We start from the raw sequence: 26099 nt of genomic DNA on the forward strand, positions 1-26099 counted from the left end.
CCAGGGCAGCATCGTTGCGTCGCCGACTGCGACATGGGCGTCGACGCCGACTGTCCCTCCTTGGTCGGACTGATGCGGACAGCCGCGAAGCCCACGATACGCCCGCCTGCTCAGTTTTCAAGTCGCTGCCTATTGCCGAGGGGCTGCTGCCCCAAGGCCAGCCGATTGGCGTCCGCGGCAAATCGCGGTTCGGTCAGAAGTCCTTCCTCGCGCAGGGATCTGGCCAGGTCGAGATGGTCGACGGACCATTTCGTCACGCGCAGGATGTCCAGAGTTTCGCCACCGGTTCCCAACACTTCTCCGATTTTGATCAAGCCGCCGAGGTAGGCCCAGTCTTTGGTGAGCCCGCCGGGGGCATTCGGGTTCCGGAGCCCGCGTTTGACCCGAAGGGCTATTTCGGCTGCGGCCGGCAGGCCGACGGCCGGTTCGACCAGTCTGGCGACATCGAGGATGCCTTGGGTCTGGGCGGCGTCCACTGCAATGGCACGGGCGGCATAGAGCCGCTCCATGTACGGATCACTAAGCCCTGCGCGGGTCTCTTCCCAGAGGGCCAACCCTTCATCCGTCAACGTCGAAGTTCCTATGCTGAGCCCGGCGAGGGGCTCCGGCTGGATTTCCGCGTTGGCCCATCGAAGAACGTGTCCGCCGATTTCGTGCACGATCAGACGATCAACGGCTCGTTCGCTCAGAACGATGCCTTGACGGATACGGAGACGCTTTCGCGTTCCGTTGACGCTCGCTTTGGCAGCCATTGACTCGTTGATGTCCACAGTCCACTCCTGCAGTCCGTAATTATCCAAAGCTGTTCGCATCCGCTCAGCAATGGTTTCGGCGCTGACAGTCCCTTCGTCTGCATCTGTGGCGTCCTCCACCGGAACGCGAAGCAGCGCCCGGGCTCGTTCGAGGACTGTCTCGTCGGGCAGGCCGTCGATTGTCGGGGCGGCGCGCGCGTACGCCAAGTCCCCTTCGCTGAGGGAGGTGGCGCGTGCCGCCATTCTGGCCAGATCGCTGGACAGCGCAGACCGAAAACGCTCCGGAGCTTCAGCGTCGATGAACTCTTTCACCTCTGACAAGTCCCCCAGGTAGGCGCGAAGGTCGAACTCCGGATAGTCGAAACGCTCCGGGTACTCCTGTTGGCCTTCTTCCAGGCACCTGGTCAGTATGTGCCGGTGCTGGGCCGCGCGGGATGGGTTCGTCCAGTTCGCCGCGCTATGGCGTTTTGCGACGCCCCGCAGGGCGTCCACAATCTTGTTCTGCATCGTGCTCTCCTCGTTGTGACCATCAGGCCGCTTCTGGCCTTCGCGACCGGGTCAATCACGCCATTTTTGAGGCATGATGTGTCAGATGACCGTATTCCACATGGCGTTAGCGTTTCAGGTGCTCGTACCTGCCGTGGAGTTCGACGATGGCGCTGTAGATGGCACGATTCGCCGCTCCGTCGGGACCTGCATCCATGAGGAATTTCGGTGCCAGCGCATAAATGGCCCACTCCATGAGGGGTTTGATGAGGGGCTCGTACACGTTGTTGTTGCCGCGTGCGACGAAGTATTCGGCCACGGCGTCGGCTCTTTCGCAGATGTCCTGACCCGTGGCGGAGTGGAAGCTGCCTGCTTCGACTTGCCGCTGGAGTTGTCCGATTTCTTCGAGAACGACGCCAGCCTTGTCGTCAGAAAAGATAAGAATCATTGTTTTGCCTTCCTGTCAGGGTATCCGGGTCCAGACCACGGACGGGTTTTCATTGGGCAGTGAGGTAGTCATCGTGATGGGCAGTTGGTCCCCGACCGCCCATCCGTGCGTTGCCTCATGCCTGGGTTCGGGCAACGGCCCCAGATCCTGCAGGATGAGACGAGGCCGGGGCCAGCGCCGTGTCAGGCGGTGGGTGAAGCCGCCGCGGTGCGCGGCCGCGAGAGCCAAGAATCGTGCCTGCCATGACTGCAGTATCGCTGCGGCCCTATCGTGTACGCGGTGCCGACGCGCAATCATTTCAGCCAAATCGGCGGAGAGGGTTTCTAGCTTCCGCCGTTGCGCGCTTTCGGCGGCCATGGCACCTGAACTTGCCGCACCATGGTCCCTGCGTGCATTTCGGGCGCCGGCGCTCCCGTCGGCAGGGTCATAGCCTGTCGGCTGCGGTTGCGCGGGGGCCGGGGCGGCTCCGATGACCCGCAGCTCGGCCTCGCCACGGGAAATTCGGGTGTCGAGTCGGGACACTTCATCGACGAGGGCGGCATGGATCAAGGCTTCGATCCTGTCGACTTCGGCCGCGAAGGATCTCGTCGCGGAGTGGTGGCCATGGCGGTCTGGCACCGACCGGGCATCCGATTTTCCTCGTCGTCGGGCCGATTTGGCTTCACGCGCCGACAGTGCCGGCGCCATGGTGGGAGCGCCAGGCAAGAGCTCCGGGGTGCTTTCGATGTCCTCAAACATGTTCATCAGTCCTTTCAGGTCTTGCTAGTTGAGAATCCAGAACTTGTGGCACGAGCTGCAGAGAAAACCTGCACGGCAGGACGTGCAACCAAGCGTGCGCCAGTCGCCGTCACACTGTTCACAGCCCTTCAAGGTGCCGGTACAGCCCGGACAGGGGGGACCGGCGTCTGCTGATGTTGCTGGTTCCGGTTTGGTGCGCATGAACCACAGCCACGTCCTAGGCATGGTCTGTTTCTTCCCGTGGGGACTGCGAGGCCGGTGTCTTCACCCGGGTGAACCCGTCGTCGTCGACCCAGATGCGAAGGGGGTCCGGCATTTCGTAGGTTGGTCGGAGGAAGCCGAGCTGCTCCTCGACGAGTTTTTCCGCCTTTAGCTGGAACCGCTCCAGGAACGCCTCGCTGCATTCTTCGAGGCAGGAAGTGACGGCAGGGTTCGCCATGCCGCGCGCCATTCCGGAAATACGGGACAGGTAGTTTTGAGCGACGAGGGCGGGCAGAGTCCTGAGATAGTTTTCGGTGGCCTCGCGGATGACCTCAAGGTTGTGGTGAGCGACCGCTGCCTTGCGCTGAGCCTTCACATTGATGGCCGTGAGCTCATCCAGCTCGGCTTGCGCAATCGCGGCCTGAATGCGGCGGTAACGAACGTCTGCGAGGGCCGAGGTCTTGTCGCTGAGCTCCGCGAGCAGGATGATCATGGACATTGCCAGCGGCACGGCGATGGAGAAGACGAACAGGATAGCGATGACCCAGCCGGACAGCTGGGGGGCAGTCTCGACGGGGGCGGTGGGGGAACCGTCGACCTGGATCGTCGGAGTTTGCACGACGATGTCGTTGCCTTCTGCGTCCGCCGATAGTTTCAGAGCGACTTTTGGTTCCATTTTGACGTACCGCATCCATGCCGCGCCGAGAATGACGAGGGCCAGGAAGCCCAAGGAAGCCCAGGCGGCTGACCGCTTGGTCTTGTCGGCCGAAGGGTCGCGAAACACCCGGCCGGCGTATATCGGGATGAAGACCGAGACGAGCGCTACCGTGATGGCCAGTGACGAGGTGATACCCATGTCTTCGCCGAGAACTTGAAACGACCACACGGCCAGGGCGCATTCAACCAGCAGTCCGAGTACGATCAGGGCACCGATGCTCTGCCACCACTTAGGCTTGAGTCCTGCTTCGCTCGAGTTGGGGTCCGTTTTCCGGTCGGCGCCTTCGACGTAGGCGGGGCTGGCGGGGTTTGTGAGTGCCGCAAGCCCCTCTTCGGCATGCTTGCCGGCCTTGAACGAGTGTTCCCGTCCGGCCTCATACGCCGACGCAGCCATGGCGGCTGAGGCATGGATCGAGCTGATGATGTCAGCGGCTGACTGTTCGTCGCGGCGCTGACGGTTCAGGGCGGCCCCGCTGTCTTCCTGCAGTGTTGTCCAGGCCTTCAGCTCAGTTACGAGTGCCCGGTCCTTGGCGAAACTGTGTACGTCGTAAACGTTGCGTTGGGCGTCTTCCAGGCCGTCCTGGTACCAGGCGTCGTTGATGCGGGCCTGGTCCATCCGTTCGTCCAGTGTCGGTCCTTGGATGGCGTTCATGTCAGAGATGTACGGGTCATTCCTCAGTTTCTCGAGGGTGCTATCCACGGCTATACCGTCCTTTCCGGCGAAGGGGGTTGTTCTGCGTTTCGTGATGTCCACGACGGCTACTTCGCTTCTTCGCGGTCGATGTCCTCGGTCGTGATGAGAACTTTGCGGTTTTGCGCCTGGGCTTGGGGAATTCGCCCGCCGTCCGGGCCAATATCGGGGATACGCCCCGGGCAATGCGGCCCGTATCCCCGTGTTTGTATGTTGCCGACACCAAGGGCGGTTAGCTGGTTGCCCACGGCAACGGCGCGGTCTGTTGCCACGTCGATCATGCGTTGAGGGTCGGCTCCTGGCGGCAACGCCGTGCAGCCGGTCACGTAGAGAGTGCCGTGCGGGCGGCCGGCGAGTTGGTCTGCGACACCTTTGAGGGCCGCCTTCGCAGCAGCCTCCTCGACGAACACACTGCTGTCCTCCTGGAAGGCGACCTGTTCGTCCGAGATGACCAGCGCGATCGGTTCGGCAACGGCTTCATTGAAGAGTACGGGTGTCACAGCAGGCAGGTCCGGGGGAGGTGAGCCGGGAGGAAAAGGGTCATCGTGGAATGTGACGGTACCGCCACCGGTTTCGATGATTTGGGACCAGAGGTCCCGAAGCTTGGCCTGGGCCCATCCCGGTGGGGTGGTCTGGGGGCTGGCTGTTTGGCCGATACCGAACCAGTGAACAGATACGCCTGCCAGAGTCGGGATGCTCCCAGACTCCCTGAGCTGCTGGACGATTTGGGTCGGGTTGGTAGCGGTTCCGATGAGGCCATTTTGTGCCATGAGGGCACCGGCGGTGGGAATCCCTGAATCGGCGATCACTATAGTTGCGCCGGAGACTCCGGTAAGGGCGCGCCCGGCGAGCCCGAGGGCGGCCAGCTGGTTCGCCTCGGGTACGCGTGACTTAGCTGAGAGAACTGCTGCTGCAAGCTTGGGCGTGTTGTGCCGGATCGAGGTGTCAACAGTCGTCGGATTGGATTCGTCCACGTCAAGCTTCAACGACGCGGACGCTTTCGGGTCCCCGTCTGCGGGGACGACCGACACCTCGACACTTCTCGATAGACGTTCCTTAAGGGCCGAGGCCAACGACGGGAGCGCCAGGGCCGATGCTTGGCCGGACCGGGTGAACAATGGGGGAGTTCCCTCCCTCTGCCCGGCAATGATCACCAGCTTTTCAGGATCCTTCGGCGGGGTGCATGCAGAGGCGCCTAGGGAGACGATCCCAACGATCACCGTGCCGGCCAGAACCCGCACGAAGCGCGAAACTGGGGGAGTGCCTCGACCCGCGGGGGCCATCTTCGGACTGCGGAACAGTCCCGAGTGGTCTAGTAGTTTCACAGTGTCCTCCTGGGGTGGGGTGCGAACCAGGCCGGAGAACCTCCGACACCTGTGACCGTACAGACCGCAGGGCAACGCAAAATCGTTTTCGGAGTTTCTGCGGATTTGTGCGGAAACTCGCTCACAAAGCCGCTCAAATTTATCGATCTCGGACAGTTCCACCCGGCGACATCCGCGGATCGAATGCGTCTTTGACTAGCGGAAAGGCCGAGCTCGGCCTTGAAGATCGCGGCGGACGCACCCTCGAAGGCGTACGTGAGCGGGGCGGGGTCAGACTTTGGCCTGCGCCGCCATCCCGGCTGGGGCATCAACCCAGACCGCAAGCTTTAACCCATCGCCTGCACATCTGAAACTATTAGGACTTAGTCAGCTAGGGTCACCTCATGAACCCGATCATCCTCCTCGACATCGACGGCGTGCTCAACCCGGTGGTACGAACTGTTGTCCGCGGAGACCGGCCTGAGCTATCTCTGCATAACGCCCGGCTCGCCCTCGTCAGAAGACTTGCCCGATGTGGCCGGATCGCATGGGTGTCTACGTGGCCGGCGGATCTGTTGGCCGACCTGGAATCACAACTTCACCTTGAAGTGACACCCTTGCGCGTAACGCTGGCGCTGCGTAGCGGCGACGGCGATGAGCGCACTCCGAAACTGCGGTCAGTGGTCCGCTGGCTGACCCGGATGGAGGCCCTCGGCGAGGCGGACTGGGATGCTGTGGTTTGGGTCGATGACGCCCTCGGTCCTGACGTCCGGGAATGGGCCCACGATTCCCGCGTGCCCGTCCACCTCGTTAAGCCTTCGCCGGAGGAAGGCCTGACCCGGGAGCAGGTAGCATCCGTGGAGTCCCTCGTGGGTGGCGGCCGGTAGGCAGACCGCCGAGACCTGCAGCCCCCATAGGGAGTTGGTTTCGACGCCGTGCGCACACTCGATTTCGCTCCAGATGACCGAGGTTCCGTGAAACCAGGTCCGGCCGACCCGATGGGTACCGATGACGAGCTTCACCGCTGGCAGTACGTGCAGTTCCTTTTCAATTGCTTCCTGCAGTCGGATGGGACGTTGGCGGTCATTCGGCGCGACGGGCGCTTCGTGGACAGACCCCAGACTGCCGCTAGCCAATGAAGCCGGCGGGCTGCCGATGCCATCCATCATGAACTCCATGGATATGCCGAGAGAACTCCTGCGGACAGTTCTAGCAGTCAGCTCAGTCGTAGTCGAAGCTGACGAAGTTCCGCGGCCACGTCGGGGAGCCTCCGTTACGCACAAACCTATTAAGGGTCGTGCTGGTCCCTTTACCATCTGTGTTCTGGTTGGTGCCCGGGCGCCACTTGTCAGTGAACCGAATCGATTGGCTAGTGAGTTGCAGCCCGTAGGCCTTGAGGTCGTCTTGGGGATACCGTCGCCACCTGCCCGAATTTCCCCAACCCCAGTCAAGGGATTGCAACTGCCGGAGATCGACGCCAATATCACGGAAAGAGATGTCCATTTCGTGGTCGCGAACCCCGCCTTGTCGGGTCAGGAAGCCCTCCGCTTTGGCGGTGCACAGCATCCCGGATGCTGTCAGTAGAAGTGCAGGGCCGTTGAATCTGCCGACCATGTCTCCTTCCGCCGGAGGCGGCGGGTGCCCCTTCGGCGATTCGTTGACCCGGTGGATGACGTGTTCGTTCCAGGATCGGTCCGCCCGTTCAACGTCCACGGCAACCAGCCAGAAGGCATTTACAAATGTGTCGGCCCCACCCCGTGGCCACTCCGATCTGAACTTGGGTACTTTCGCGTCCCGCAGCTGGTCCGCGCACTTCCGGGCATAGGCGTGAAGCCGCCGTTCCCAATCGGTTGACGGCGGGGCGGACCGGGGGTCTGACCATTCAGCAAAGGAGAGCGCCAGATTTTTCGTATCCTCAGTCAGTGAAGGCCTTAGTGCCACGGGAGTATCCCGGCCGGTTAGTTGCTCGGCAGTCGATCGACCAAGAAGCCGACTAAACCAGGCCATAGCGCCTCGAAATTCCTCTCATCGCGGTCCAGTTACCCTTTGCGGCGTCGGCCATGCAGATCGGTACATTGCGCTAGTCCTTCGCGTTCCGCAGCGCCGTTTCCAGATTCCGTATCTCGGTGCGGTTGAGCTCAAGAAATTTCTGCTGCTGTGAACGCTCGTGCGCGGTCTTCGCTGACGCGAGGGCATTCTCCTGCTCCGCCACGATTCCCTTCAGGCTGCGAATCTGCTCGTTGATTCTTCCCTTGTCCGACATAGCTTCCCCCTCAATTGACCTGCGACCGCGTGTTGAACTGCAGACTAGCCGCAGATCACACGCCTCGAAAGCGAATTGCTCAACATGGCCGTAGGTTACGAAAAATGATCGAACGCTGCATCTTTGCGACAGAAACGAAGCGCGGATTCTTTCACGACTGCCTGTGCTCTAAAAGGCCTGCCGTTGTGGTTGTTATTAGCTGAGCCAAAGATCCTTACCTCACTTCCAATTTGAGGGTCTTTCATCACGGGGTATCAGAACTTTGCCGCCTAAAAGGCCCTTGTAGGTGTTATTGCCCAGACTCTCCCCGGTCAAACGAGAACCTCGTTTATCCTCACTTCAATGAATCCGGAGCGTCATATCCGAGAGTGGTGATCCGTTTGGATCAGACCGGAAGGACTACATAAATCAGTTACTACGGTCATTTCACATCTTTTCCTAACTACGCGCCATGACTATGTGCTATTAGTCACTTACACGCTTTCGCTAGCAACTGCTGGTCAGTAGAGGGTGGGGGAAACTGCAGGCCATAAAAGAGAGTGGGGCGAAGGCCATGGGATTTTTTAGCCGTAAGAATCGTTCGGAACCACAACCTTCCCAGAAAGCACAACCAAGTCCTGAGCCACAACCTGTCCACCGAGCGGCAGAAGCCGACGAGTCTGTGCCATTTCGTAGCCCCGGCTTGGCAGCAGATGATCCGCGCCAACTTCTCTATGGGCTCCTGGAAGCTACAGGCTTGTGCATAGTTCTCAGCGGACAGGTCCCGGTTGAAGTTCTTCTGCACGAAACGGCAGCTCTTGCGCCGGTCCTCGGACGCTCGAGTCATGCCGGGCGTGGCTTCGCCAGGTTAGATCAAGACCCGGAGACCGTTTGGGCTGCGGTGGACGGTCCGTTGGGGTCGGCGGTCATTGTTTTTGGTTCTCCCAGTTCGGATGTCAGCCTGCTGATGGAAGCTGTTTTGCAGCCGTTTGAAAGGGCGCATTCGCCGTTGAGCCGCCAGTTGGTGTCCCGGGGGTCCGGAAGCCCGGAACTCGTTGCGCTTATCGAAGCCGCTGATGTGGCGCCCGTATGGGAAGTTCAAGAATTCAGGCACATCGCCGATGCTGATACCTTTCCCACAATCCCCGCGTCGGTCCGGCGCGCCGCGCGTGCGTGGCAACGCACGGGGCTTGATCTGTACAAGCAGGAGTTTCAAGACATCGACGGAGACTCTGTGGATGTCTTCCTCGGCCTTAACGAGGGATTTCCGGTTCTCGTCACTACCCTTGGCGGCGTCTCAGGTGGCGACATCGACCGGCTTCATTCGCTGGCGGCGCGAGGTCCCTATGCCTTGGAGCGCTGGGACGAAGCCGTGGTGTTTACCAGGTCGTTGCGACCTGGCACCGAGGAGACAGAGCTCCTGGAACACGCCCAGTTGCTGGTTGATGATCTCGCTGCGGGCCTCGCCGAGCTTCGCCAAGCCAATGCGCCCGGCCTTCCGCCGGAACCCGATGGCCGGTCCATCTGGGACAAGCTGGCAGCAGGTCCGGGCGGAGGCGTCGTCCTGCGCGGAATCAATTGGCCGGTGACCGCAGCGGAGTTCACGACAACCGAACGTGTCCGCGAATCGATTGCTGAGGGCGAATCAACCTTCGATTCGGTAGATCGACTCGCCCGTGAGTTGAAGGCCGAGCGCGGATCGGGGTTCGAGTATGCGTGGAGGGCATCTGGAGAAGACCTCATCTCCTCGACATGGCTCACGGTCAAGTCCGCCAGTGTCGACACCGAGTCCGGCCGCGTCGTCGCAACCGGCCACCTCACTCACGAAGTATGGGACATGCCGCCTGCCCATGACCTGGGCGCGATTGATGGCCGAAACGCCTTCAGCTTCACCGAACAAGGACACGCGGGAGGACTCTACTGGCCGTCAGACAACATATATGTGGGTTCGCTGACCACAGGCGCTCTGGCACCCCTCGATGCCAGCACAAATGTCAACTCCGTCGACCTGGACGGTGCCACCGGAACAGTCGCCGCTCTTGAATTCCTGGGCGGTTCCACCGGGGCAGTTTCAATTTACGGCCCGGACGGACAACGACAATTGCTTACCGTTGTTGAACACATCAGCGGGGCAGAACCAATCCGTTTCAACGCCGACGGAACATGGGTGCTGATCAGCGACAGCCGCGGATCCACGCTCGTGGAGACCGCAACCGGCAAGTCGCTCCGCCTGGATGTCGGCAACGCCGACTGGTGGCCCGATGGCCAGTCGTGCCTGCTCACCGTCGAACACAACAACGGATCCGCCACGCCACGTCTATTCAGCCTGGCACTCAACGCCTACGTTCGCTCATTCGCCCCGATATCCCTCGATGTTCCGGTCCTACCTGAGTACCCGTACACGTGGAGTCCTCAAGTATCACCGGATGGCCGCGAAATACTGGTCAGCACGCCGGCCGGAGTCACCACCGAGTACCAGCAGAAGCATGGGGTAGGAAACCGCGCCGCAAGAGTCAGACTCGAAGATGGCAATGGGACTCTCGTGCACGACGTCTTTCTGGACACCGGCAGGTCCCTGGAACGCGACGTCCGCGAAGCCCGGTGGCTGGGCCGCCCACCCGTTCACCCCCTTGCACTACATCCTGAGCTCAGCGCCAGACTTTCCGACCCCGTCACCCAGCACGAACACCTGAGCCCCGGCCGATGGGCCGATGATGCTGAGAGGATCCTCGTCCTTACGCTCAACAAAGCCATAGAACTCACCCAGGCCGGGCACGATGCATCTGCCCTCATACCGGAAATTCTCGCGGCACTTGTCGCTGTATCCCATAACGAGGAAGTCTGGGGCAGACAAGCGGCGTGGCTTGAGGGGCTGCGCAACACGACTAGCAATCTAGTCGCAAATGGAACAATCACGGGAGATGCGGCAACCGCGTGGCTCCGTTACGGCTCAGCCATTGCCGCAATCGAGAACGGGCGCCCTGAACTGATCGATCCCGTCAGCGCAACCTGGCGGTAACTTCGTCAAGAACATCTAAGGGGGTGCAGCCTCTTCTGACATCTGATCCCCTGCTGCTAGAAGCTGCAGGAGGACACACGGGCCAACCTGACATCGGCGGACCCGCCATATCAATTAGTAGGCCTGCCCGCCGGCAGGTGAAAAGAGGAGCTCCACATGGCCAAAGCATGTCCTCAGTGTGCAAAGAAGACCGGAATGGATATCGGAAACCCTGACAGCCAAGGCTGGTACAAGTACGTTTGCCAGCTCTGCAAATACGAGTGGAAGAGCCCTGAAAAACCCTGAATGGCGCAAAGACCAAAAGCCGGACGCCGCAGCTTCCCGGTGCAGCAGTCGGCTTTGAGTCGATAAATCACATCGTCGATCGACCGCAAAAGGACCTCGAAAGGAAAACTTCATGGAAGTGACAGCCGCATCTAACAGAAGTACCGAGTACACGGAAGCTCACCGCTGCAGATCATGCAACCGTACGTTCTGGGGAAAGCTTTCGTGGAACGGAGTGAGCGTCAAGTGTCCCCATTGCGCATCCGTGAATTAGATTCCCTTTCGCAAGTTCTACAACCGACCGCATAAGTGGGTTCCCTTCAATGTGTCGAAAGAGCCGACTTGAGGGACATGTCCGGCTGTAACACCAGCCGGGACATTGGCCATTGAATCGGATCCCTCGAATGAGTGGGAAGCCTCTGCGATTCTATGAGCTATAGCTGGCCGGAACGGAACTATCAAAAGAATGCTTGGATGGGGTCATTAGGATCGATGATTTCTTGGTCATGTTAACCATGGACCGAGACGTTTTCTGCAGCAGCAGTGACTTGCCGCCACCCCGCGCGCCTCAGCTTCAATGAATGACCTTGGTATATCAATTTCAATACGAGATGAGGGAATCATGGATTTTACCCCAGAACAAATCAGGCAAACTATCGCTTCTACTACCAGCTGGATAGGGGAGAAGGAAGCCGAAGGGGATAGCCACGCCGTTTACAGGCTCACCGGCATGCGAGATGCGCTCGTCCAAAAGTTGAAGGATGCCGGCTACTCGGCATAGGCAGGTTCTCTTGTCCTGAACCTGGGCGGCGGGAACGTCGATACCGTCTCCCCGATGGGCGGCATGGCCTTTACCGTGATGGCCGCGCTGGCGCAGATGGAGCTGGAGATCAAACGGGAACGGATCAACGACAGCGTTACCAAACGCCGCTCCGCGGGCAAGGACCTTGGCGGCCGCCGCCAACAGTTCACCAGGAGCCAGATCCTGAATGCCCGGCGGTTGGTCGACGGCGGCGAACCGGCGGTCCAGGTCGCCTAGGACCTGGGGATGTCCCGGGCGACCCTGTACCGGCGGATTCACGAACTCGAAACCCTCCACTGAGAAATGGCTTGGCGCCGAAGAAATTTCATCGCCGCACGCCAAAGCGCCTGCAGCCGCGAGCTCATTTCCCTGCTGCGTCGAGATTGGAGGGCTGGGGAGTGGTCTCGTATGGGGTCCAATACAGCGGGAGCTGGGGAGTCAGGTCGTACCTGTCCCTGAGGAGGTCATCGATCGACAGCTGACCGGCAAGGGGATGACGGGCTCCCGGCTCATTTCCCGCTCTTCCCCGTGGCATGCCTTGAGAGTACGAACATTGCCCGCAAGATGCGGGACAGACACGCTGAACCAGGTGTAAGGAGCGGCGTTAGTTCTGCTGTCCCAAGGGTTGAGTGTTCCTACGTCCGGCGTCGTCGCGTGATGATGCGGCCGGTCCAGGCCAGGAGGCTGAGGGACCCGGCGAGGACCAGCAGGGCGGTGAATACGACGGCCTGTCCGAGGAATATCAGCAGGGCTACCCCGAGAGTGCCGGCATAGGTCAGGGAGAGGCTCAGCGTCGAGAGGTCGTTCACGGCTGTTCTTCTTCCTGAGCGGCATGGGATTCGTGCGTGGGTTGCGGGATATCAACGTCCCTGGCGTGCGGTCGTAATGATGTCGAAGAATGTTTTCGGATCCTCGGAGCCCAGAAGGTCCCGGTGGAATGTGATGGCGTCAACCGGGTCGGTGTCGATGAACAGGATGGCCACTGCCGTGGAGTGCACCACCGTGTACCTGGTCGGGCCATCCACCCAGGACGACATCCCGGTGTAATCTCCGACGTCTAGGCCTTCGCCGAGTAGCCCCTTTGCCGCAAGCAGTTCGTACACTGCGTGCCACGCCCAGTCCAAAAGGTCGTTGATCGCTGCATCCACGGTAGGAGCGCTCATATATTGATGGTGGCACTGCCCGCCCCGATCGGGGTGCGCACACGGTGCGCGTGTCGAGCAAGACGCAGACGTGGATGCCAAACGAATCCGCCAATTGTCCAAAGAACTTTGGACAATTGGCGATGTTGCTTCCGAGTGCCCGGGGTCTTTGTGACTCGTTCCGCCAGATTGCGGGGAGTACGGATGGGTACAGCCCCCCAAGCCCGGAAGACCGGTGGGGTCGGGAAGCGCAAGCGGAGGGGAGCGCCGGAAGCTCCGAAGTTCTTCCCTCCAATTGTCCAGACGTCGTCTGGACAATTGAGGGGTAAATGGCATCGGCTCCGGGTAATGGAGGAGAGGACCGTCACGGGCGAACGGGAGCCGGGATTCATCCTGGGCGCCCGCCCGGCGCCCCTGCTCATCGTCCGAGCACTTCGAGCACGTCCAAGACTGTGCGAAGTAGGGCTAGTGCCAGGCTGGAGGCCGCTATCCACAGTCCCGCGACCTGGATCCGGGTCGCCTTGCCACTGCCTTGTTCGTTCACCTGAGACCACCTGTTCCTTCAACCGGGATCCATCGTAGGGCGCGGGGCCGACACACCGGGGAGACGAAATCAGCCCCGCCGGCGGCTGCACACAGCGTGTCCACCGGCAACACCGGGCGCGGTCAGGGGCCTGTGAACAAGTCCCGTACCGTTGTCCACCGGAAATCACCGGAGTGTCCGCTCAGCCGGGAGTGTCGCCAACTAGAGGTTCCGCTTCGGCGGCCCTGGAGCCCCGCATGAGCACGCCTGTTGTGCAGACATTGTCTGCACAATCGGAGGAGCGGCGGTAATCCCACCAAGCCCTGTTCCGGATGCCTGCAGGAGCCGTCGGTGTGGACCTGTAGCATCAGGCGCATGAGTCCGGAGCACGAGAACTATGTCGAGTACCTGATCCACATCGGTGAGGAACTGACCGGTATCAGACTTGAGGAGTTGGGGTACGAGCCGCGTCCTGAAGACCTCAGTGCCGGTGAAAGGGACGCTCTGGAGACCTGGCAACTGGAATGGATGGACTCGGTCCCCCCGGAGCAGCGGGACAAAAGCCTTGTCCATGCAAAGCTTCTTGCTGGTGCGCTCTGGGAAGCGTCGGCCGTCCTGATTGACCAGCTATTCGAGGACATCGCAGAGCTGCGAAGCCTCGTCCAAGTCACTCGGCAGGACATTGCCGGCAGCTTGGTCCTGTCCGGGCTGCCGCCCAGGCACGCCGAGAAATACGATGTCCGGTTTGCCCAGAGGTTCCTGGTCATTGCCGCCGACATGACCGGTGCGCTGGTCCGCGGCTGGACCCATCCGTCCTGCGTGGCCCAGGAACTGGCCGTCCGGTGCCTGCTGGACCAGGTGGAGGTCATCCAAGACCTGTACGGGCTTGACCTGGATGATGGCTGGCGCGGCCGGCTGGAAGAACGCATGCTCGAAGACACCGACAGCGAAATGCTCTACCAGAACGCTATGGATGGCTTCGAAGGCGACGTCGAACTCAACATACAGCTCGGCCTCGCCCCCATGGAACTCAAAGACTGGTTCGAGCCCTTCAACGACTCCTTCGTTCCGGCCTTCGTGCACTAGCCACCTACGCTCGCCATCCGACTTCTCTTCACGGCGTGAAAGTCGGCGGGGAACAGCGACAGACGGACTCTCAGCAGACGTTTCCTAGGGCCGTCGGAGAGAGGGCGGGCACGTGCGCATGTTTGGCCCAGACCCCAGGCGGCCGCTGGGATTCCTTTCACTTGCATTCCCAGCGAAACCGAAGGTTCGGCTGGGCATAATGAACCGAAGCTCCGGTCAACCGCTATTTGACCGGAGCTTCGCCAGTTGAGGAACACCTCAGTCCTTTATGAGCGTAAGCCGACGTAATCATGGCTTTCGGCCTGCGGGGTGGAGGATTCACAGCCTCCCGTAGCCACGGTTTCCGAGTCTTATGCTCATCGGTCAACCCAAGGCCTAATCGATGACCGCCACAGAATTGGAGGCAAGGCCACCCGAGTGCCATTTGATGGCTTGGGCTACGCCATCAGCGGTCCGGTGGAGGGACGCAGCGATGCTGGAGGGGAGACCCGATAGAGCACTTTTCTGTCGCATGACAATGGTGTAGATCTCAGACCAGGTTATCCATGCGAGACAGAACGGAATTGAGGCCAACAAAACCTCATAGTCTTCAGCGGTCATTCCCGCGCGGGCGCACAGGGACTCAAGGCCCACGGCAACACCAGGGTCGACCTCGTGGAGGCCGCTGCCGGCGAGCCTGATGGGTGGGGGAGTGGTCAGGACCAGCAGGAGCAAGGGTGTGCGGTTGCCGCTGTGCGCCTGTAGGCAGAGCAGCTCCCGAGGAAGCTGCTCGACGTTGAACGTCGCGCCCCGCCTAAAGCCTTTGGCCTCCACTAAAAGTTGAACCGCGGGGCCGGTTACCCACACGTCCGGCTGGACATCAATTTTGAGGGCAGGTAGCTGGAGACTGCCCGGCAGTACGTCAAGGTCAGCATCTTCAGCCTCCTTGGCGGCCGCAAGTCGGGTTTGGTCGGCGCCATGGGCACAACGCAGGACTTCCCCGAGGAAAAGGTCTCGCGGGAGGTTAGATAGGCCCTGAAAGACCTCTGCAGTCAGCGGGTTTTCCATGCCGCGGCCGCCGTCCCTGTAGCGCTTCACGTTGCTGCCCTCCCACGACACCTCGTCCAGGAGCCGGCTGATAACTGAGGGCTTGTGACCAGGTTCCATACCCACACGGTAGTACCTGCCATCAGCAATCGTCCGCTTGTACGGAGGCTGACATGTCGGGCGTCGCTCTCCTGCGGGAGAAAGGTGCCAATGGCTGGCGGTTAGTGCGGTCAACGGGCTATCTGGTGATCGAGCCTCAAAACCGGTAAGTTTCAGCCTGCCGGGCTCCCGTACAGGAACAAGGGCAGAAACTGTAGCGCCCGCTGAGCTGAGCGAGCTGCGTTCGGCCGGCGATCGTCCGGTTTGGTTCTGAGACCTTCTCTAGCAATTGTCAGAATGGCCCAAATCAACCCTATTCTGACAACGTTTCGGCCATCTGCCTGATGTCAGGTTGGGGTGTGCCCTTCACTGACGAGAAGCCCTCGGAGTTACACCATCCGAATGCGCCGCGGGCGGTTGAAGCTTGAGTGCGCAGATCTAGTTCCCCCCAACACGATCGCCGTCAGATCCAGGTACGGCGGATGTACGTTCCTGGTTGTTGTTCTACGACGCGCCGGCTGTGGGCTCCGTCCTGCATCAGCCACAGTAGAGATCCGTCGGCCATGACAGCTTCGACGCGGCCGCGGTCGGTTACGCTGCCGCGAATGTGAACTTCGACGTCTTGGCCGGTCAGCACAGTCCAGTCGTCAATAGGCTGCCACGATGCGAAAGAGTGGATGTTTGTTTGGTCTTGATTCGGCGTCATGCTTGTTGGCATCTCGTCCTCGAGCTTCATAGCAGCAGGATGCTGAGCAAATTTGTGACGGGTAGCAAAGCGTTCGGATGATGTTTGTATTTTGAGCGCTTAGCCGAACAGGACGGCTGCTTCGTCGTAGCGGTTTTGTGGGACGGTCTTGAGCTGGCCCAGGGCCTCCTCGAAGGCGACATGTTGGATGTCTGTTCCCTTCAGGGCGACCATGGTGCCCCAGTAGCCTTCGACCACGGAGTCGATGGCGGCCATGCCCAGCCGGGTGGCAAGGACCCGGTCGAAGGCTGAGGGGACGCCGCCGCGCTGGATGTGGCCAAGGATCGTGGCACGGGTTTCGATGCCGGTGCGGGCTTCCAGCTCCGGGACCAGCTGGTCCGCGATGCCGCCAAGCCGGGGGCGGCCGAAGGCGTCCAGGCCCCGTTCAGAATGGGCCTCATCCATATGCTCGGGAACGAAGCCTTCGGCGACGACCACCAGGGGTGCGCGGCCGCGGTGGTGGGCTTCCTTTACCCACTGGGTGATTTGCTCGATGCTGACTTTTTGTTCCGGGATCAGGATGGCGTGGGCGCCTGCGGCCATGCCGGCGTGCAGCGCGATCCAGCCCACGTGGCGGCCCATCACTTCGGCGATCATGCAGCGGTGGTGGGATTCGCCGGTGGTGCGGAGCCTGTCGATGGCCTCCGTGGCGATCTGCACGGCGGTGTCGAAACCGAAGGTGTAGTCCGTAGCGTCCAGGTCGTTGTCAACGGTCTTGGGAACACCGACGATCTTCAGCCCGGCATCCGTAAGGCGCTTGGCGGCCGCCAGCGTGCCCTCACCGCCGATTGCGATGATGGCGTCGATGCCCAGGCGGTCCATGTGGGCTTTGATGACCTCCGGGCCGCCGCCGTTGTCGAAGGGGTTGGTGCGGGACGTGCCAAGGATGGTGCCGCCCTGCTTGGCGATACCGCGGACCATGGTGCGGGGGATGTCGATGATGTCGCCCTCCACCACGCCGCGCCAGCCGTCGAGGAAACCCACGAATTCGTGGCCGTGGATGGCGATGCCCTTGAGTACGGCGCCGCGGATGACCGCGTTCAGTCCGGGGCAGTCACCACCGCTGGTGAGGATTCCAATTTTCATGCGTGATTCCTAGGTTCAGTTGCCATGTTGGAAAGGGGCCATCAGAAAAGCCCAAGACAGGCATGAGGCTGATTTCGCCTATCGCCTTCGTGTACTACCAGGTTGTTCGTTCGTAGCTCATGCCGTAGGGAACATTTGGGTCAAGGCTTACGATGACCGTTCCCGGAGCCGTCCGGGTTACCAGAATTCCCTGCTTCCGGTACCTCGCACGAGCAGAGAGTTGTTGGACGGCGGCCTCCACGGCGGCCTCCAAGTGGGATCGCGTGTGGACGTGGATGGTGATGGAATCGTGCTGCGTGGGTACATGCTCGTGGAAGTCGGTGCAGGTGGAATTCTCTGTCTGCATTTATCCACTGCTCCTATTGTTCATTCGGGGTTGGATATATAGCCTTGGGGGTTGTTCTTTTGCCAGCGCCAGTGGTCTTTGCACATTTGGTCCACGGTCTTGGTGGTGGACCAGCTGAGGTCGGCCAGCGCGGAGGTGGCGTCGGCCCAGAAGGCAGGGAGGTCTCCGGCGCGGCGGCCGGTGATGTCGTAGGGGATGGGCTTGCCCACGGCCTTCTCAAAGGAGCGCAGGACCTCTAGGACGGAGGAGCCCTTGCCGGAGCCGAGGTTCCAGCGGAACACGCCGGTGGTGTCCGCGATATGGTTCAGGGCCGCTATGTGCCCTTCCGCGAGGTCCACCACGTGGATGTAGTCGCGCAGGCAGGTGCCGTCGGGGGTGTCGTAGTCGCCCCCGAAGACTATGAGCTTGTCGCGGCGGCCCACGGCCACTTGGGCGATGAACGGCACCAGATTGTTGGGGATACCCTGCGGGTCCTCGCCAATCCGTCCGGATGGGTGTGCACCCACCGGGTTGAAATAGCGCAGCAGGGCTATGTGCCAGCGCGGGTCGGCAGCGCCGAGGTCGGAGAGGATGTCCTCGATCTGTTCCTTGGTGCGCCCGTAGGGGTTGTTGGCCCCGATCTCCATCTTTTCCACATAGGGGATGGGGTTGCGTTCGCCGTAGACGGTGGCGGAGGAGCTGAAGACGATGGAGCGGACGTCATGCCTGTCCATGACGCGGATCAGGTTCAGAGTGCCTACAAGGTTGTTGTAGTAGTACTTCAACGGCTCCCGCACAGATTTGCCCACCGCTTTGAGGCCAGCGAAGTGGATGACGGCGTCGATGGCTGCGCCGGCAAAGACCTTGTCGATGGCTGCCTCGTTCACGAGGTCGACGTGGTGGAACTCTGCGGTCTTGCCGCTGAGTTCCGCTACGCGGCGCAGCGATTCCTCGCTGGAGTTGACCAGGTTGTCGATGACGACCACGTCGTGGCCGGCTTCCTGCAGGGAAAGAACGGTGTGGGAACCGATGTAGCCCGTGCCCCCTGTGACCAGGATTTTCATGAGCGGGTGTGGGTTGGGTTGGCTGGTATCGCTTCGATGTTCCAGCTCGCGGTATGACTCTGCCCCGGGAGGAGGACTATGAGGTCTGTCCTGGTGTTGAAGGCATTAGGCGGACAGGTCATTGGTTCTACTGCCAGGCCGGCTCTGCTGGATTCCGCATCTGGGAGGTCGGCTGTGTGTATCTGCACCCAGGGGCAGTCCCGACCCCATGTCATCGAAGTTCCGGACCCGTCCCATGTAGTCAGGCGTGCGGTTGAGTAACCTTCGTTGTCACGTACGAGATCAGTGAAGGCATGGTCGAGTGTTATGGAACCGATGGGGCGGGGGGCAACAAAGTCGTAGTGTCGGTCCTCTGAAACGTCGCTAACTCCTGTAGGTATCAAAAGGTCCGGGGTGACTTGCTGCACTTTTCGTGCGGGCAGCTCGAGAATCCAGTCGTCGACCCGGCCCTCCCCGGCGACCAAGTATGGGTGCCCGGCGGCCCCGTAAGGTGCTGAGCCGGGGCCGGTGTTGGTGGCTGTAACAGTGGTGTGCAGCCCGGAAAAGTCCAGCTGGTAGGACACCTGTACGTCCAGGCGGAAGGGGTAACCGCTCCTCGCTTGAACGACGGTGGACAGAATGGCCGAGGACTCGTCGGATTTAACCGGGCACCAGTCTTCCCAGGCCAATAGGCCATGAAGTGCGTGGCCCCGGCTCGGTTCGTTGATACCGAGCTGGTATTCCACGCCTTCGAATTCATACCGTCCCGCGATAACCCTGTTAGGCCAAGGCACCAATACTGCCCCTCGGTAGGCGGGGCGGACCTGATGTTCCGAAAAGGGGAGAATCAGGTCCCTGCCGTTGTAGCGCAAGGAGCGTAACGATGCACCGACGCTGGCTATTTCGGCGGTGTAGGGGCCGCAGCGCAGCGTGGTCTGCCTACCTGAGATCGGAACGGTATCGGCGCTCATCCTGGACATCACGAGGCTGGTCATTCGGAGGCCGCCAGGCGGAAGGTGAGCGTCCGCGCCTCCGGCGCCAAGGCGGACTCGGGCCAGACATCCGGGCCACACGAGCGAGTGCCGAGCCCGTGCTGGGCCGCGTCGAGGTATAACCATGAACGCGTGGCCGCGGGCAGCTCATGCGGGTGCCGGGCCGCGGCGAGCTCCTGGGCCGTGTACCGGCTCAGGGTGAAGCCCGGCAGGCGGCCCCGCGAGTCCGCGAACGCGTCTACCCGTACCCACGGCTCCGAGCCCCGGAGCAGGTCGAGGGAGCGCATACCTCCGCGGTGACCGGTCTCCTGCGGGCACGCATACGGCACGGCGAGCTGATCGATCCCGGCTGCGTACCGTCCCACAAGCGCGGCTTCGAGGCTGTCAGGGTAGGACTCGTGCGGTCCCAGCCCGAACCATGACGCCGCGTCCACGTCGGCGGGCAGCCCGAACCGCACACCGACACGGGGCCACACACCGTCCCAATCGGAGGATGGCAGAATGTCCACCCGCAGCCACAAACCTTCGGGGTCGAGAATCCATTGCTCCTCGACGGTGACGGTGCGCACCTGGTCCGCCGCGGCGTACCGGGTGCGCACGCGGAGGGCACGGTCATCGAGCACTTCGACTGCCTCAACACGCCCGTGCAGCCGGTCCAGACCGGCCGCGTGCCAACGCGCTGCCGACGAAGGCCCGGGAGCTCCTACACCCGGGATGCCGTCTGCGTCTGGTGCCCAAGGGTCGGTGTCGATGTATCCGCCCCGGGATTCGCCGCGGTCATTGTCCGTGGGCGCCCGGAACAGCTCAAGCCGGGGCCCATCCACAGGGAGGCCAGCGAGTGTAACGAGCCGCCCTTCATCGAAGACTGCCGGCCCGAGCTCCAGGAGCCCGGCGCCTTCTCCCGGCCGCCAATTTCCGCCCAGGAGCCCGGCTGCAAACGGCAGCGGGCGCCTCGCGGGCGACGCGAGGCGGCCCTGCGCTGAGGCGACTTCGTGCCCGGAATGCGCCCACCCGGCATCCTGCTCGAGGACCGCCTCGACGGTCACCCATACCTCTCCAGTGCATCCCTCGGCGGACACCGGAAGGGGGACCGCGGCCGAGGCGCCAGGGGTGAGTGGGCCGCCGTCGAGCCCATCGACGGCGAGCTCACCGGAGGCGACTGGTTCGCCGTCGTCCTCGATCCGCCAGCGAAAGACCATGTCTCCCAGATCCGCGCTGTGTCGCAGGTTGGTCACCCGTATAAAGGGCTTGCCGCCCGGCTCGAGCCCGTCAAAGGCAAGTCTCACGGGCGCCACGACGGTCTTGAACTCATATAGTCCCGGCGAGGGCGTGGAGTCGGAGAGGATGAGGCCGTCGAGCACGAAGTTGCCGTCATGGATTTCCTCGCCGAAGTCGCCGCCGTAGGCGAAGTATTCGGTGCCGTACGCGGTACGGGCGGCGATACCGTGGTCGCGCCACTCCCAGACGAACCCGCCGTGCAGCCGCGGGTATTTCGCGATGAGGTCCTCGTACAGCGATATGTTCCCGGGCCCGTTGCCCATTGCGTGGACGTACTCGCACAGAATAAACGGCTTGGTCCGCTGCCGCGCCCCCTCGGCAGGGGAGCAGCCCAGCAGCGGTGTGGTGTCGCCGTCGCGGCCGATTGTCTCCACCTCGGGCAGTGTCGCGTACATGCGGGAGTACACGTCGGTGTACGCGCCGGCGTAGTCGTTCTCGTAGTGGACTGGTCTGCCCGCATCCCGTGCATGCACCCACGCGGACATAGCGGCGAGATTCTGTCCTGTGCCGGACTCGTTGCCGAGGGACCACATGACGATCGAGGGACGGTTCTTGTCCCGCTCCACGGTCCGTTCGATCCGGTCAAGGAGCGCCTCGCGCCACATCGGCTCGTCGCTCGGGTTCCGGGCCCAGCCGTGCCGCTCGAACCCGTGCGTTTCGAGGTCGCACTCGAGGATTACCCAGAAGCCCATCTCGTCCGCGAGCTCGAGCAGTCGCGGGTGGGGCGGGTAGTGGCTGGTACGGATTGCGTTGACGTTGGAGCGCTTCATGAGCGCGAGGTCCTCGCGGGCGAAGTCCTCGTCGAAGACGCGGCCGAGCGTGGGGTGGGTCTCGTGGCGATTGACACCGTGGAACACCACTTTGCGTCCGTTGACCAGAAATTGGTCTCCCACGATTTCTACGGTGCGGAAGCCGATCCGCAGTGACACCGTCTCGGCCTTGCTGGCCACGGTCGCATCGTAGAGCCGCGGGGTTTCGGCGGTCCAGGGCTCGACGGCAGAAACAGGTACCGGTGCAACATCACCGGGATTGGCCCACTCGACGTCGATGCCGAGCTCGGGTACGCGGAGGCGAACAGGGTACGACGATGCCGGCGCTTTCACTTCCGGTTCCAGGGTCCCCGCCCCGTCGTTGTAGCCGGTCCGGAGCCACACGTCCTCGATGCCATCGGCCGGGCGGGACAAGAGGGTCACCGATCGGAAAATTCCCGGCAGCCACCACTGGTCTTGGTCTTCGAGGTAGCTGGAAGCGGACCATTGATGGACGCGGACTGCGATGGTGTTGGTACCTGTGCTGACGGCGTCGGTGACGTCGAACTCCTGGGCGAGGCGACTTCCGGCGCCCCATCCGATCTCTGTGCCGTTGACCCATACCTTGTACCGGGATTCGACGCCGTCAAAGCGCAGGACGACGCGGCTCTCGCCGCCTGTGTCGTCGGCCTTCCAGCCGTCGGGCAGCTCGAACGTACGGCGATAGTCCCCGGTGGGGTTTTCGTCGGGGACGAACGGCGGGTCGATTGGGAACGGGAACTGCACGTTCGTGTAGATCGGGCGGCCGTACGATCCGTCGCCCTGGAGCACCCAGTGGGAGGGTACGGTCAGCGACGCCCACGAAGAGTCGTCGTACTCCGCAGCGGCCATCGCCTCCGCGGCCTCCCCCGGGGACAGCACCCCACGCCCGCCGGGTGTTCCGGGGACTCCCTTGAGGAGTCGGAATCGCCATTGCCCGTCGAGGGACAGGGACGGGGCGTCGGTGTGAAGCCAGGAACGGGCCGGTTCTCGCCGTCCTTCTCCCGGGCCCGGGTCGGTGACGTAGGCGGTGGAGGCTGTGGCCTCCGCTGGACGGGGGCTCATTTGACGGCTCCTTCTGTGAGGCCTCCACGCCAGAAGCGCTGAAGGACGATCATGGCGATGGCGAGCGGGATGACAGACAGCAGTACGCCGCCGGTGGTCAGCTGGTAGAACTCCGGGAGCCGGTCTGCCTGGCTAAGCCAGTTATTCAGACCTACCGTGATGGGGAACAGCTTCGAGTCGGAGAGCATCACCAGCGGCAGGAAGTAGTTGTTCCAGATGCCCACGAGCTGGAACAAGAACACCGTCACCAGGGCGGGAGTGAGAACCCGCAGCCCCACGGAGTGGAAGATGCGAAGTTCGCCCGCGCCGTCGATTCGCGCAGCCTCCAACAGCGCCGGATCCACTGTTGCCTGCGCATAAACCCGACACAGAAACAGGCCAAACGGCGAGACGAGTGAGGGCAACAGGACGCTCCAGTACGTGTTGGCGATGCCGAGCTGGCTGAAGAACAGAAACAGGGGCAGGGCTGTGGCGGTGCCGGGGACGAGGACGCCTCCGAGGACGAGCCCGAAGATGAGACTGTTGCCCCGGAAGTTGTACTTGGCCAAGGCGTAGCCGCCAGCAGCGGCGAAGTACGTCGCGGCCAATGCGCCAACCCCTGCATACAGAATTGAGTTGAGGAACCAGCGCACAAAGACGCCGTCCCCGTAGGAGAGGACGTTCGCCAGGTTGTCCCATAGGACGAAATTAGGCGCGAACAAGAAACCGTTGGTCGCGAACAGGTCTCCGCTGGTCTTGGTCGCAGCGACCACCACCCAATAGACCGGGACCAGGAAGTAGAGCGCGGCTACGACAAGCAGCCCCGTGACAAGAATCGTTGTGGAGCCCGGGCGTCGGCGCCGCGTCACAGGTGGCTCCCCGGCGACGCTCTGGGGCCGGCTAAGGGTGGGAGTGGCAGTCATGAGGACTTCCTGTTCGTGAACCGGAGGAAGGTGAAGGAGAGGATGAAGGCCGCGAGGGCAATGAGCACGGCCTGGGCTGCGGCGACGTTGTAGTCGTTGTATGCAAAGGCAGTGGTGTAGGCGGAGAGGTTCGGGGTGTATTGGCTGTCGACGGCCGGAGCCACAGTCTGAAGGACTTGCGCCTCGGCGAAAAGTTGAAGCGTGCCGATGATCGAGAACACCGTTGTGAGCACGAGAGCGGGCCGGATAAGCGGCAGCTGAATGGTCCACGCGACACGGAAGGGCCCGGCACCGTCCACGCGCGCAGCTTCATATATCTCGCCGGGGATCGACTTAAGCTGGGCTATGACGATGAGCATGTTGTAGCCCGTGTAGCTCCACGTAACGATGTTGGCGATGGACCACAGCACGGTGTCCGGGCCGAGGAAGTTCACGGTGAGGCCTACGGACGTGGCAGCGTCCACGAGCGGGCTCAGGCCCGGGACGTAGAGAAAAGACCAGAGAATGGTCGCGATGACACCCGGCACGCCGTACGGCATGAAGTAGGCCGCGCGGAAGAACCCGGGCCACTTAGCCGAGGCCGACTCCAGCAGGAGCGCAAGGACTGTACATAGGGCGATCATGACAGGAACCTGGACCACGCCGAAGAGCAGTACGCGGCCGATCGAGGCGAGGAAGCTACCGTCCCCGAGGGCGCGGGCATAGTTCTCGAACCCCGCAAACCCGGAGTGGACGCCCGTCTCGCCGAAGAGGCCACTGCGGGTCACTTTCGTAAAGCTCGAACCGACAGCAGCGATGATCGGGAAGATGAACGTGAGGGCAAAGAGCGCCAGGAAGGGCGCGAGCAGTATCCAGGGTGCACGGGTGACGACGCGGCGCTGCTGCCTTGCCCGTCCGTGCCCCTCCCGCTGGACTGCTGACGGATGTGCTTGTGCGGTATCTGCCGTGGCGCTCATGCCTGCTCCTTCCTAATCGTCAGACCTTTGTTCCTGAAGGCGGTCATGATCTGCTGCTCGGCGGCTGCTACGGTGTCGACTAGGCTCGTGCCCGATGCCTTACGGCGGAACCCGTCGCCCAGGATGTTGAAAGACTGCGTGGTGACGGGCCACCAAGACCAGTCCATGTTCTGCGACTTACTCGCCGGCACGATCACGTCCTGGTTGTAGTTCTGCCCCCCGAAAAAGTCGGAGGGCCTCTCGCGCTTTGCACCGATGATGCCCGGCACGGGCGACCATCCGATGCCACTGTTGGCGATCTCGGCGTCGATGCCGGCCTGCGTGGACGTCATCCAGACAGCGAACTCGAGGGCCTCGCGGGGGTGCTTGCTGTTAGCCAGGACCGCCGCGGTGGAGCCGCCGAGGTAGCTTGAGCCATACCCTCTGGGGTCCCAAATGGGCATGGGCGCCACGCGCCACTTGCCCGCTCCGCCGCTGACGCTCTGCACAAGGGCATCGGCCCAGCTGCCGCTCGTGAGCGACGCGAGCTCCCCCTTCGCAGCCGCCGCGTACCAGCCGGGGGTGAAGGGTCCATAGGCGGTGGTGACGATGCCGTCGTCGATTGCCCGGTCAAAGAAACGCGCGACGTTCAGCGTTGAGTCGTCGGTCATGTTGATGACCCATCCGTCCTCGGCTGGGCGCAGCCAGGAAGCGCCAGCCTGTGCGGCGAAAGAGACGAAGTAGGAGGTGTCCGCGAGAGAAAAGCAGTCGATGTAGGCGTTGGCACCGCGGAGTTCCTTCCCAACGGCTGCCCACTCCTCCCAAGTCACCGGTGCCGCCGCGCCTACCTTGGCCAGGACGTCGGGGCGGTAGAACGTGGCCATCGGCCCCGAGTCCTGGGGGATGCCGTAGACGCCCCCGGAGAAGCTCACCTGGCTCCAAAGTGCGGGGTCATAAAGGTGTGCGTATTCACGGGCACCGTAGCGCGAGAGATCCACGAGCCCGTTGACGAGCATGAACTCAGGAACGGTACGCATTTCAACCTGCGCTAGGTCAGGGCCGCCGCCCGCCGCTAGCGCGGCGTAAAGCTTGGAGTACCCACCACGGTTGCCGCTGGGGATCCAGACCGTCTCAACCTGGACATTGGGGTGGCTCGCGTTCCAGATATCGGCGACCTTCTGAACATTCTTGAGCCAAGACCAGTACGTGAGTGTCACCTTCTCACCGGTACTGGCCGCAGGAATGGCAGGTGCGGCATTGACGGAAACAGTGCCCGGAGTGGCGCATCCGGTGAGAAGGGCAAAGGCGGAGGCGCCGAGTCCACCGCAAAGGAGTTGTCGTCGTGTCAGAGATGGCATGAGTCCCACTTCGTTATGGTCAGCGCCGCGGACACGGCGCCG

The 26099-nt window shown here is 62.2% G+C and carries 21 protein-coding genes and 1 pseudogene; 4 read left to right on the forward strand and 18 right to left on the reverse strand.

The genetic code is table 11. The annotated features are described in order from the left end of the window. Positions 1–110: 110 nt before the first annotated feature. The 5 genes from ACFVWT_RS18520 to ACFVWT_RS18540 form a co-directional block, all read right to left on the reverse strand. The gene (locus ACFVWT_RS18520; RefSeq protein WP_390250376.1) at positions 111–1259 is read right to left on the reverse strand and encodes a tyrosine/phenylalanine carboxypeptidase domain-containing protein; all 1149 of its coding nucleotides are present in this window, start codon (positions 1257–1259) and stop codon (positions 111–113) included. 106 nt (positions 1260–1365) lie between these two features. Continuing rightward, the gene (locus ACFVWT_RS18525) at positions 1366–1686 is read right to left on the reverse strand and encodes a hypothetical protein (RefSeq protein ID WP_390250378.1); all 321 of its coding nucleotides are present in this window, start codon (positions 1684–1686) and stop codon (positions 1366–1368) included. A gap of 15 nt (positions 1687–1701) precedes the next feature. Next, positions 1702–2430: a hypothetical protein gene (locus tag ACFVWT_RS18530; protein ID WP_390250380.1), complete on the reverse strand. Its 729-nt coding sequence runs from the start codon at positions 2428–2430 to the stop codon at positions 1702–1704. 211 nt (positions 2431–2641) lie between these two features. Next, positions 2642–4042, reverse strand: coding sequence for a hypothetical protein (locus tag ACFVWT_RS18535; RefSeq protein ID WP_390250382.1), 1401 nt, complete (start codon positions 4040–4042; stop codon positions 2642–2644). Positions 4043–4101: 59 nt separating this feature from the next. Further along, positions 4102–5064 carry a hypothetical protein gene (locus ACFVWT_RS18540; protein WP_390250384.1) on the reverse strand — a complete coding sequence of 321 codons (963 nt, stop codon included), beginning with the start codon at positions 5062–5064 and terminating at the stop codon, positions 4102–4104. 677 nt (positions 5065–5741) lie between these two features. Here ACFVWT_RS18540 and ACFVWT_RS18545 point away from each other — a divergent pair. Then, positions 5742–6224, forward strand: coding sequence for an HAD domain-containing protein (locus tag ACFVWT_RS18545; RefSeq protein ID WP_390250386.1), 483 nt, complete (start codon positions 5742–5744; stop codon positions 6222–6224). A gap of 1193 nt (positions 6225–7417) precedes the next feature. Here ACFVWT_RS18545 and ACFVWT_RS18550 read toward each other — a convergent pair. Further along, positions 7418–7600, reverse strand: a complete 183-nt coding sequence (locus ACFVWT_RS18550) for a hypothetical protein (protein ID WP_390250388.1) — start codon at positions 7598–7600, stop codon at positions 7418–7420. Between the two features lie 553 nt (positions 7601–8153). Between ACFVWT_RS18550 and ACFVWT_RS18555 the strand changes: the two genes are divergently transcribed. Further along, complete coding sequence (locus ACFVWT_RS18555) at positions 8154–10598, forward strand: hypothetical protein (protein WP_390250390.1); 2445 nt, start codon at positions 8154–8156, stop codon at positions 10596–10598. 1045 nt (positions 10599–11643) lie between these two features. Further along, positions 11644–11964, forward strand: a pseudogene (locus tag ACFVWT_RS18560) (helix-turn-helix domain-containing protein); the annotation flags it as partial. Positions 11965–12299: 335 nt separating this feature from the next. Here ACFVWT_RS18560 and ACFVWT_RS18565 read toward each other — a convergent pair. Together ACFVWT_RS18565 and ACFVWT_RS18570 are read right to left on the reverse strand one after the other, a co-directional pair. Further along, positions 12300–12473 (reverse strand): hypothetical protein, encoded by a 174-nt coding sequence (locus ACFVWT_RS18565; protein ID WP_390250392.1) that lies wholly within the window; start codon positions 12471–12473, stop codon positions 12300–12302. A 51-nt stretch (positions 12474–12524) separates the two neighbouring features. Further along, a complete protein-coding gene (locus ACFVWT_RS18570) occupies positions 12525–12827 on the reverse strand; it encodes a hypothetical protein (RefSeq protein WP_390250394.1) in 303 nt (100 codons plus the stop codon). Positions 12828–13704: 877 nt separating this feature from the next. On the opposite strand from ACFVWT_RS18570, the gene ACFVWT_RS18575 reads away from it, so the two are divergent. Then, positions 13705–14415: a hypothetical protein gene (locus ACFVWT_RS18575; RefSeq protein ID WP_390250396.1), complete on the forward strand. Its 711-nt coding sequence runs from the start codon at positions 13705–13707 to the stop codon at positions 14413–14415. Between the two features lie 375 nt (positions 14416–14790). Here ACFVWT_RS18575 and ACFVWT_RS18580 read toward each other — a convergent pair whose 3' ends face one another. The 10 genes from ACFVWT_RS18580 to ACFVWT_RS18625 form a co-directional block, all read right to left on the reverse strand. Continuing rightward, the gene (locus ACFVWT_RS18580; protein ID WP_390250398.1) at positions 14791–15561 is read right to left on the reverse strand and encodes a hypothetical protein; all 771 of its coding nucleotides are present in this window, start codon (positions 15559–15561) and stop codon (positions 14791–14793) included. Between the two features lie 442 nt (positions 15562–16003). Continuing rightward, positions 16004–16276 (reverse strand): hypothetical protein, encoded by a 273-nt coding sequence (locus tag ACFVWT_RS18585; RefSeq protein ID WP_390250400.1) that lies wholly within the window; start codon positions 16274–16276, stop codon positions 16004–16006. A 69-nt stretch (positions 16277–16345) separates the two neighbouring features. Then, the gene (locus ACFVWT_RS18590; RefSeq protein ID WP_028271809.1) at positions 16346–17371 is read right to left on the reverse strand and encodes an ATP-dependent 6-phosphofructokinase; all 1026 of its coding nucleotides are present in this window, start codon (positions 17369–17371) and stop codon (positions 16346–16348) included. Positions 17372–17465: 94 nt separating this feature from the next. Next, positions 17466–17717, reverse strand: a complete 252-nt coding sequence (locus ACFVWT_RS18595; RefSeq protein WP_043438973.1) for a hypothetical protein — start codon at positions 17715–17717, stop codon at positions 17466–17468. Positions 17718–17737: 20 nt separating this feature from the next. Beyond that, positions 17738–18760, reverse strand: a complete 1023-nt coding sequence (galE, locus tag ACFVWT_RS18600; RefSeq protein WP_028271808.1) for a UDP-glucose 4-epimerase GalE — start codon at positions 18758–18760, stop codon at positions 17738–17740. Further along, positions 18757–19734 (reverse strand): aldose 1-epimerase family protein, encoded by a 978-nt coding sequence (locus tag ACFVWT_RS18605; protein ID WP_321201500.1) that lies wholly within the window; start codon positions 19732–19734, stop codon positions 18757–18759. Before ACFVWT_RS18605 ends, galE begins: the two co-directional genes overlap by 4 nt. Beyond that, positions 19731–22862: a glycoside hydrolase family 2 TIM barrel-domain containing protein gene (locus ACFVWT_RS18610; protein WP_390250403.1), complete on the reverse strand. Its 3132-nt coding sequence runs from the start codon at positions 22860–22862 to the stop codon at positions 19731–19733. The genes ACFVWT_RS18605 and ACFVWT_RS18610 overlap by 4 nt, the downstream gene beginning before the upstream one ends. Then, a complete protein-coding gene (locus ACFVWT_RS18615; RefSeq protein ID WP_028271805.1) occupies positions 22859–23764 on the reverse strand; it encodes a carbohydrate ABC transporter permease in 906 nt (301 codons plus the stop codon). The genes ACFVWT_RS18610 and ACFVWT_RS18615 overlap by 4 nt, the downstream gene beginning before the upstream one ends. Beyond that, a complete protein-coding gene (locus ACFVWT_RS18620) occupies positions 23761–24720 on the reverse strand; it encodes a carbohydrate ABC transporter permease (RefSeq protein ID WP_028271804.1) in 960 nt (319 codons plus the stop codon). Before ACFVWT_RS18620 ends, ACFVWT_RS18615 begins: the two co-directional genes overlap by 4 nt. Beyond that, positions 24717–26057, reverse strand: a complete 1341-nt coding sequence (locus ACFVWT_RS18625; RefSeq protein WP_028271803.1) for an ABC transporter substrate-binding protein — start codon at positions 26055–26057, stop codon at positions 24717–24719. The genes ACFVWT_RS18620 and ACFVWT_RS18625 overlap by 4 nt, the downstream gene beginning before the upstream one ends. Positions 26058–26099 lie beyond the last annotated feature (42 nt).

It is taken from the genome of Arthrobacter sp. NPDC058288 (genome assembly GCF_042880995.1).
Taxonomy (GTDB): domain Bacteria; phylum Actinomycetota; class Actinomycetes; order Actinomycetales; family Micrococcaceae; genus Arthrobacter.

Excerpts from the sequence above, each read along its gene's own strand:
- ACFVWT_RS18575 (WP_390250396.1), top strand. The coding sequence starts at position 13,705 with ATGAGTCCGGAGCACGAGAACTATGTCGAGTACCTGATCCACATCGGT.
- galE (WP_028271808.1), bottom strand. The coding sequence starts at position 18,760 with ATGAAAATCCTGGTCACAGGGGGCACGGGCTACATCGGTTCCCACACC.
- ACFVWT_RS18545 (WP_390250386.1), top strand. The coding sequence starts at position 5,742 with ATGAACCCGATCATCCTCCTCGACATCGACGGCGTGCTCAACCCGGTG.
- ACFVWT_RS18585 (WP_390250400.1), bottom strand. The coding sequence starts at position 16,276 with ATGAAGCTCGAGGACGAGATGCCAACAAGCATGACGCCGAATCAAGAC.
- ACFVWT_RS18530 (WP_390250380.1), bottom strand. The coding sequence starts at position 2,430 with ATGAACATGTTTGAGGACATCGAAAGCACCCCGGAGCTCTTGCCTGGC.
- ACFVWT_RS18520 (WP_390250376.1), bottom strand. The coding sequence starts at position 1,259 with ATGCAGAACAAGATTGTGGACGCCCTGCGGGGCGTCGCAAAACGCCAT.
- ACFVWT_RS18615 (WP_028271805.1), bottom strand. The coding sequence starts at position 23,764 with ATGACTGCCACTCCCACCCTTAGCCGGCCCCAGAGCGTCGCCGGGGAG.
- ACFVWT_RS18610 (WP_390250403.1), bottom strand. The coding sequence starts at position 22,862 with ATGAGCCCCCGTCCAGCGGAGGCCACAGCCTCCACCGCCTACGTCACC.
- ACFVWT_RS18620 (WP_028271804.1), bottom strand. The coding sequence starts at position 24,720 with ATGAGCGCCACGGCAGATACCGCACAAGCACATCCGTCAGCAGTCCAG.
- ACFVWT_RS18625 (WP_028271803.1), bottom strand. The coding sequence starts at position 26,057 with ATGCCATCTCTGACACGACGACAACTCCTTTGCGGTGGACTCGGCGCC.
- ACFVWT_RS18570 (WP_390250394.1), bottom strand. The coding sequence starts at position 12,827 with ATGAGCGCTCCTACCGTGGATGCAGCGATCAACGACCTTTTGGACTGG.
- ACFVWT_RS18525 (WP_390250378.1), bottom strand. The coding sequence starts at position 1,686 with ATGATTCTTATCTTTTCTGACGACAAGGCTGGCGTCGTTCTCGAAGAA.
- ACFVWT_RS18550 (WP_390250388.1), bottom strand. The coding sequence starts at position 7,600 with ATGTCGGACAAGGGAAGAATCAACGAGCAGATTCGCAGCCTGAAGGGA.
- ACFVWT_RS18590 (WP_028271809.1), bottom strand. The coding sequence starts at position 17,371 with ATGAAAATTGGAATCCTCACCAGCGGTGGTGACTGCCCCGGACTGAAC.
- ACFVWT_RS18555 (WP_390250390.1), top strand. The coding sequence starts at position 8,154 with ATGGGATTTTTTAGCCGTAAGAATCGTTCGGAACCACAACCTTCCCAG.
- ACFVWT_RS18580 (WP_390250398.1), bottom strand. The coding sequence starts at position 15,561 with ATGGAACCTGGTCACAAGCCCTCAGTTATCAGCCGGCTCCTGGACGAG.
- ACFVWT_RS18595 (WP_043438973.1), bottom strand. The coding sequence starts at position 17,717 with ATGCAGACAGAGAATTCCACCTGCACCGACTTCCACGAGCATGTACCC.
- ACFVWT_RS18605 (WP_321201500.1), bottom strand. The coding sequence starts at position 19,734 with ATGACCAGCCTCGTGATGTCCAGGATGAGCGCCGATACCGTTCCGATC.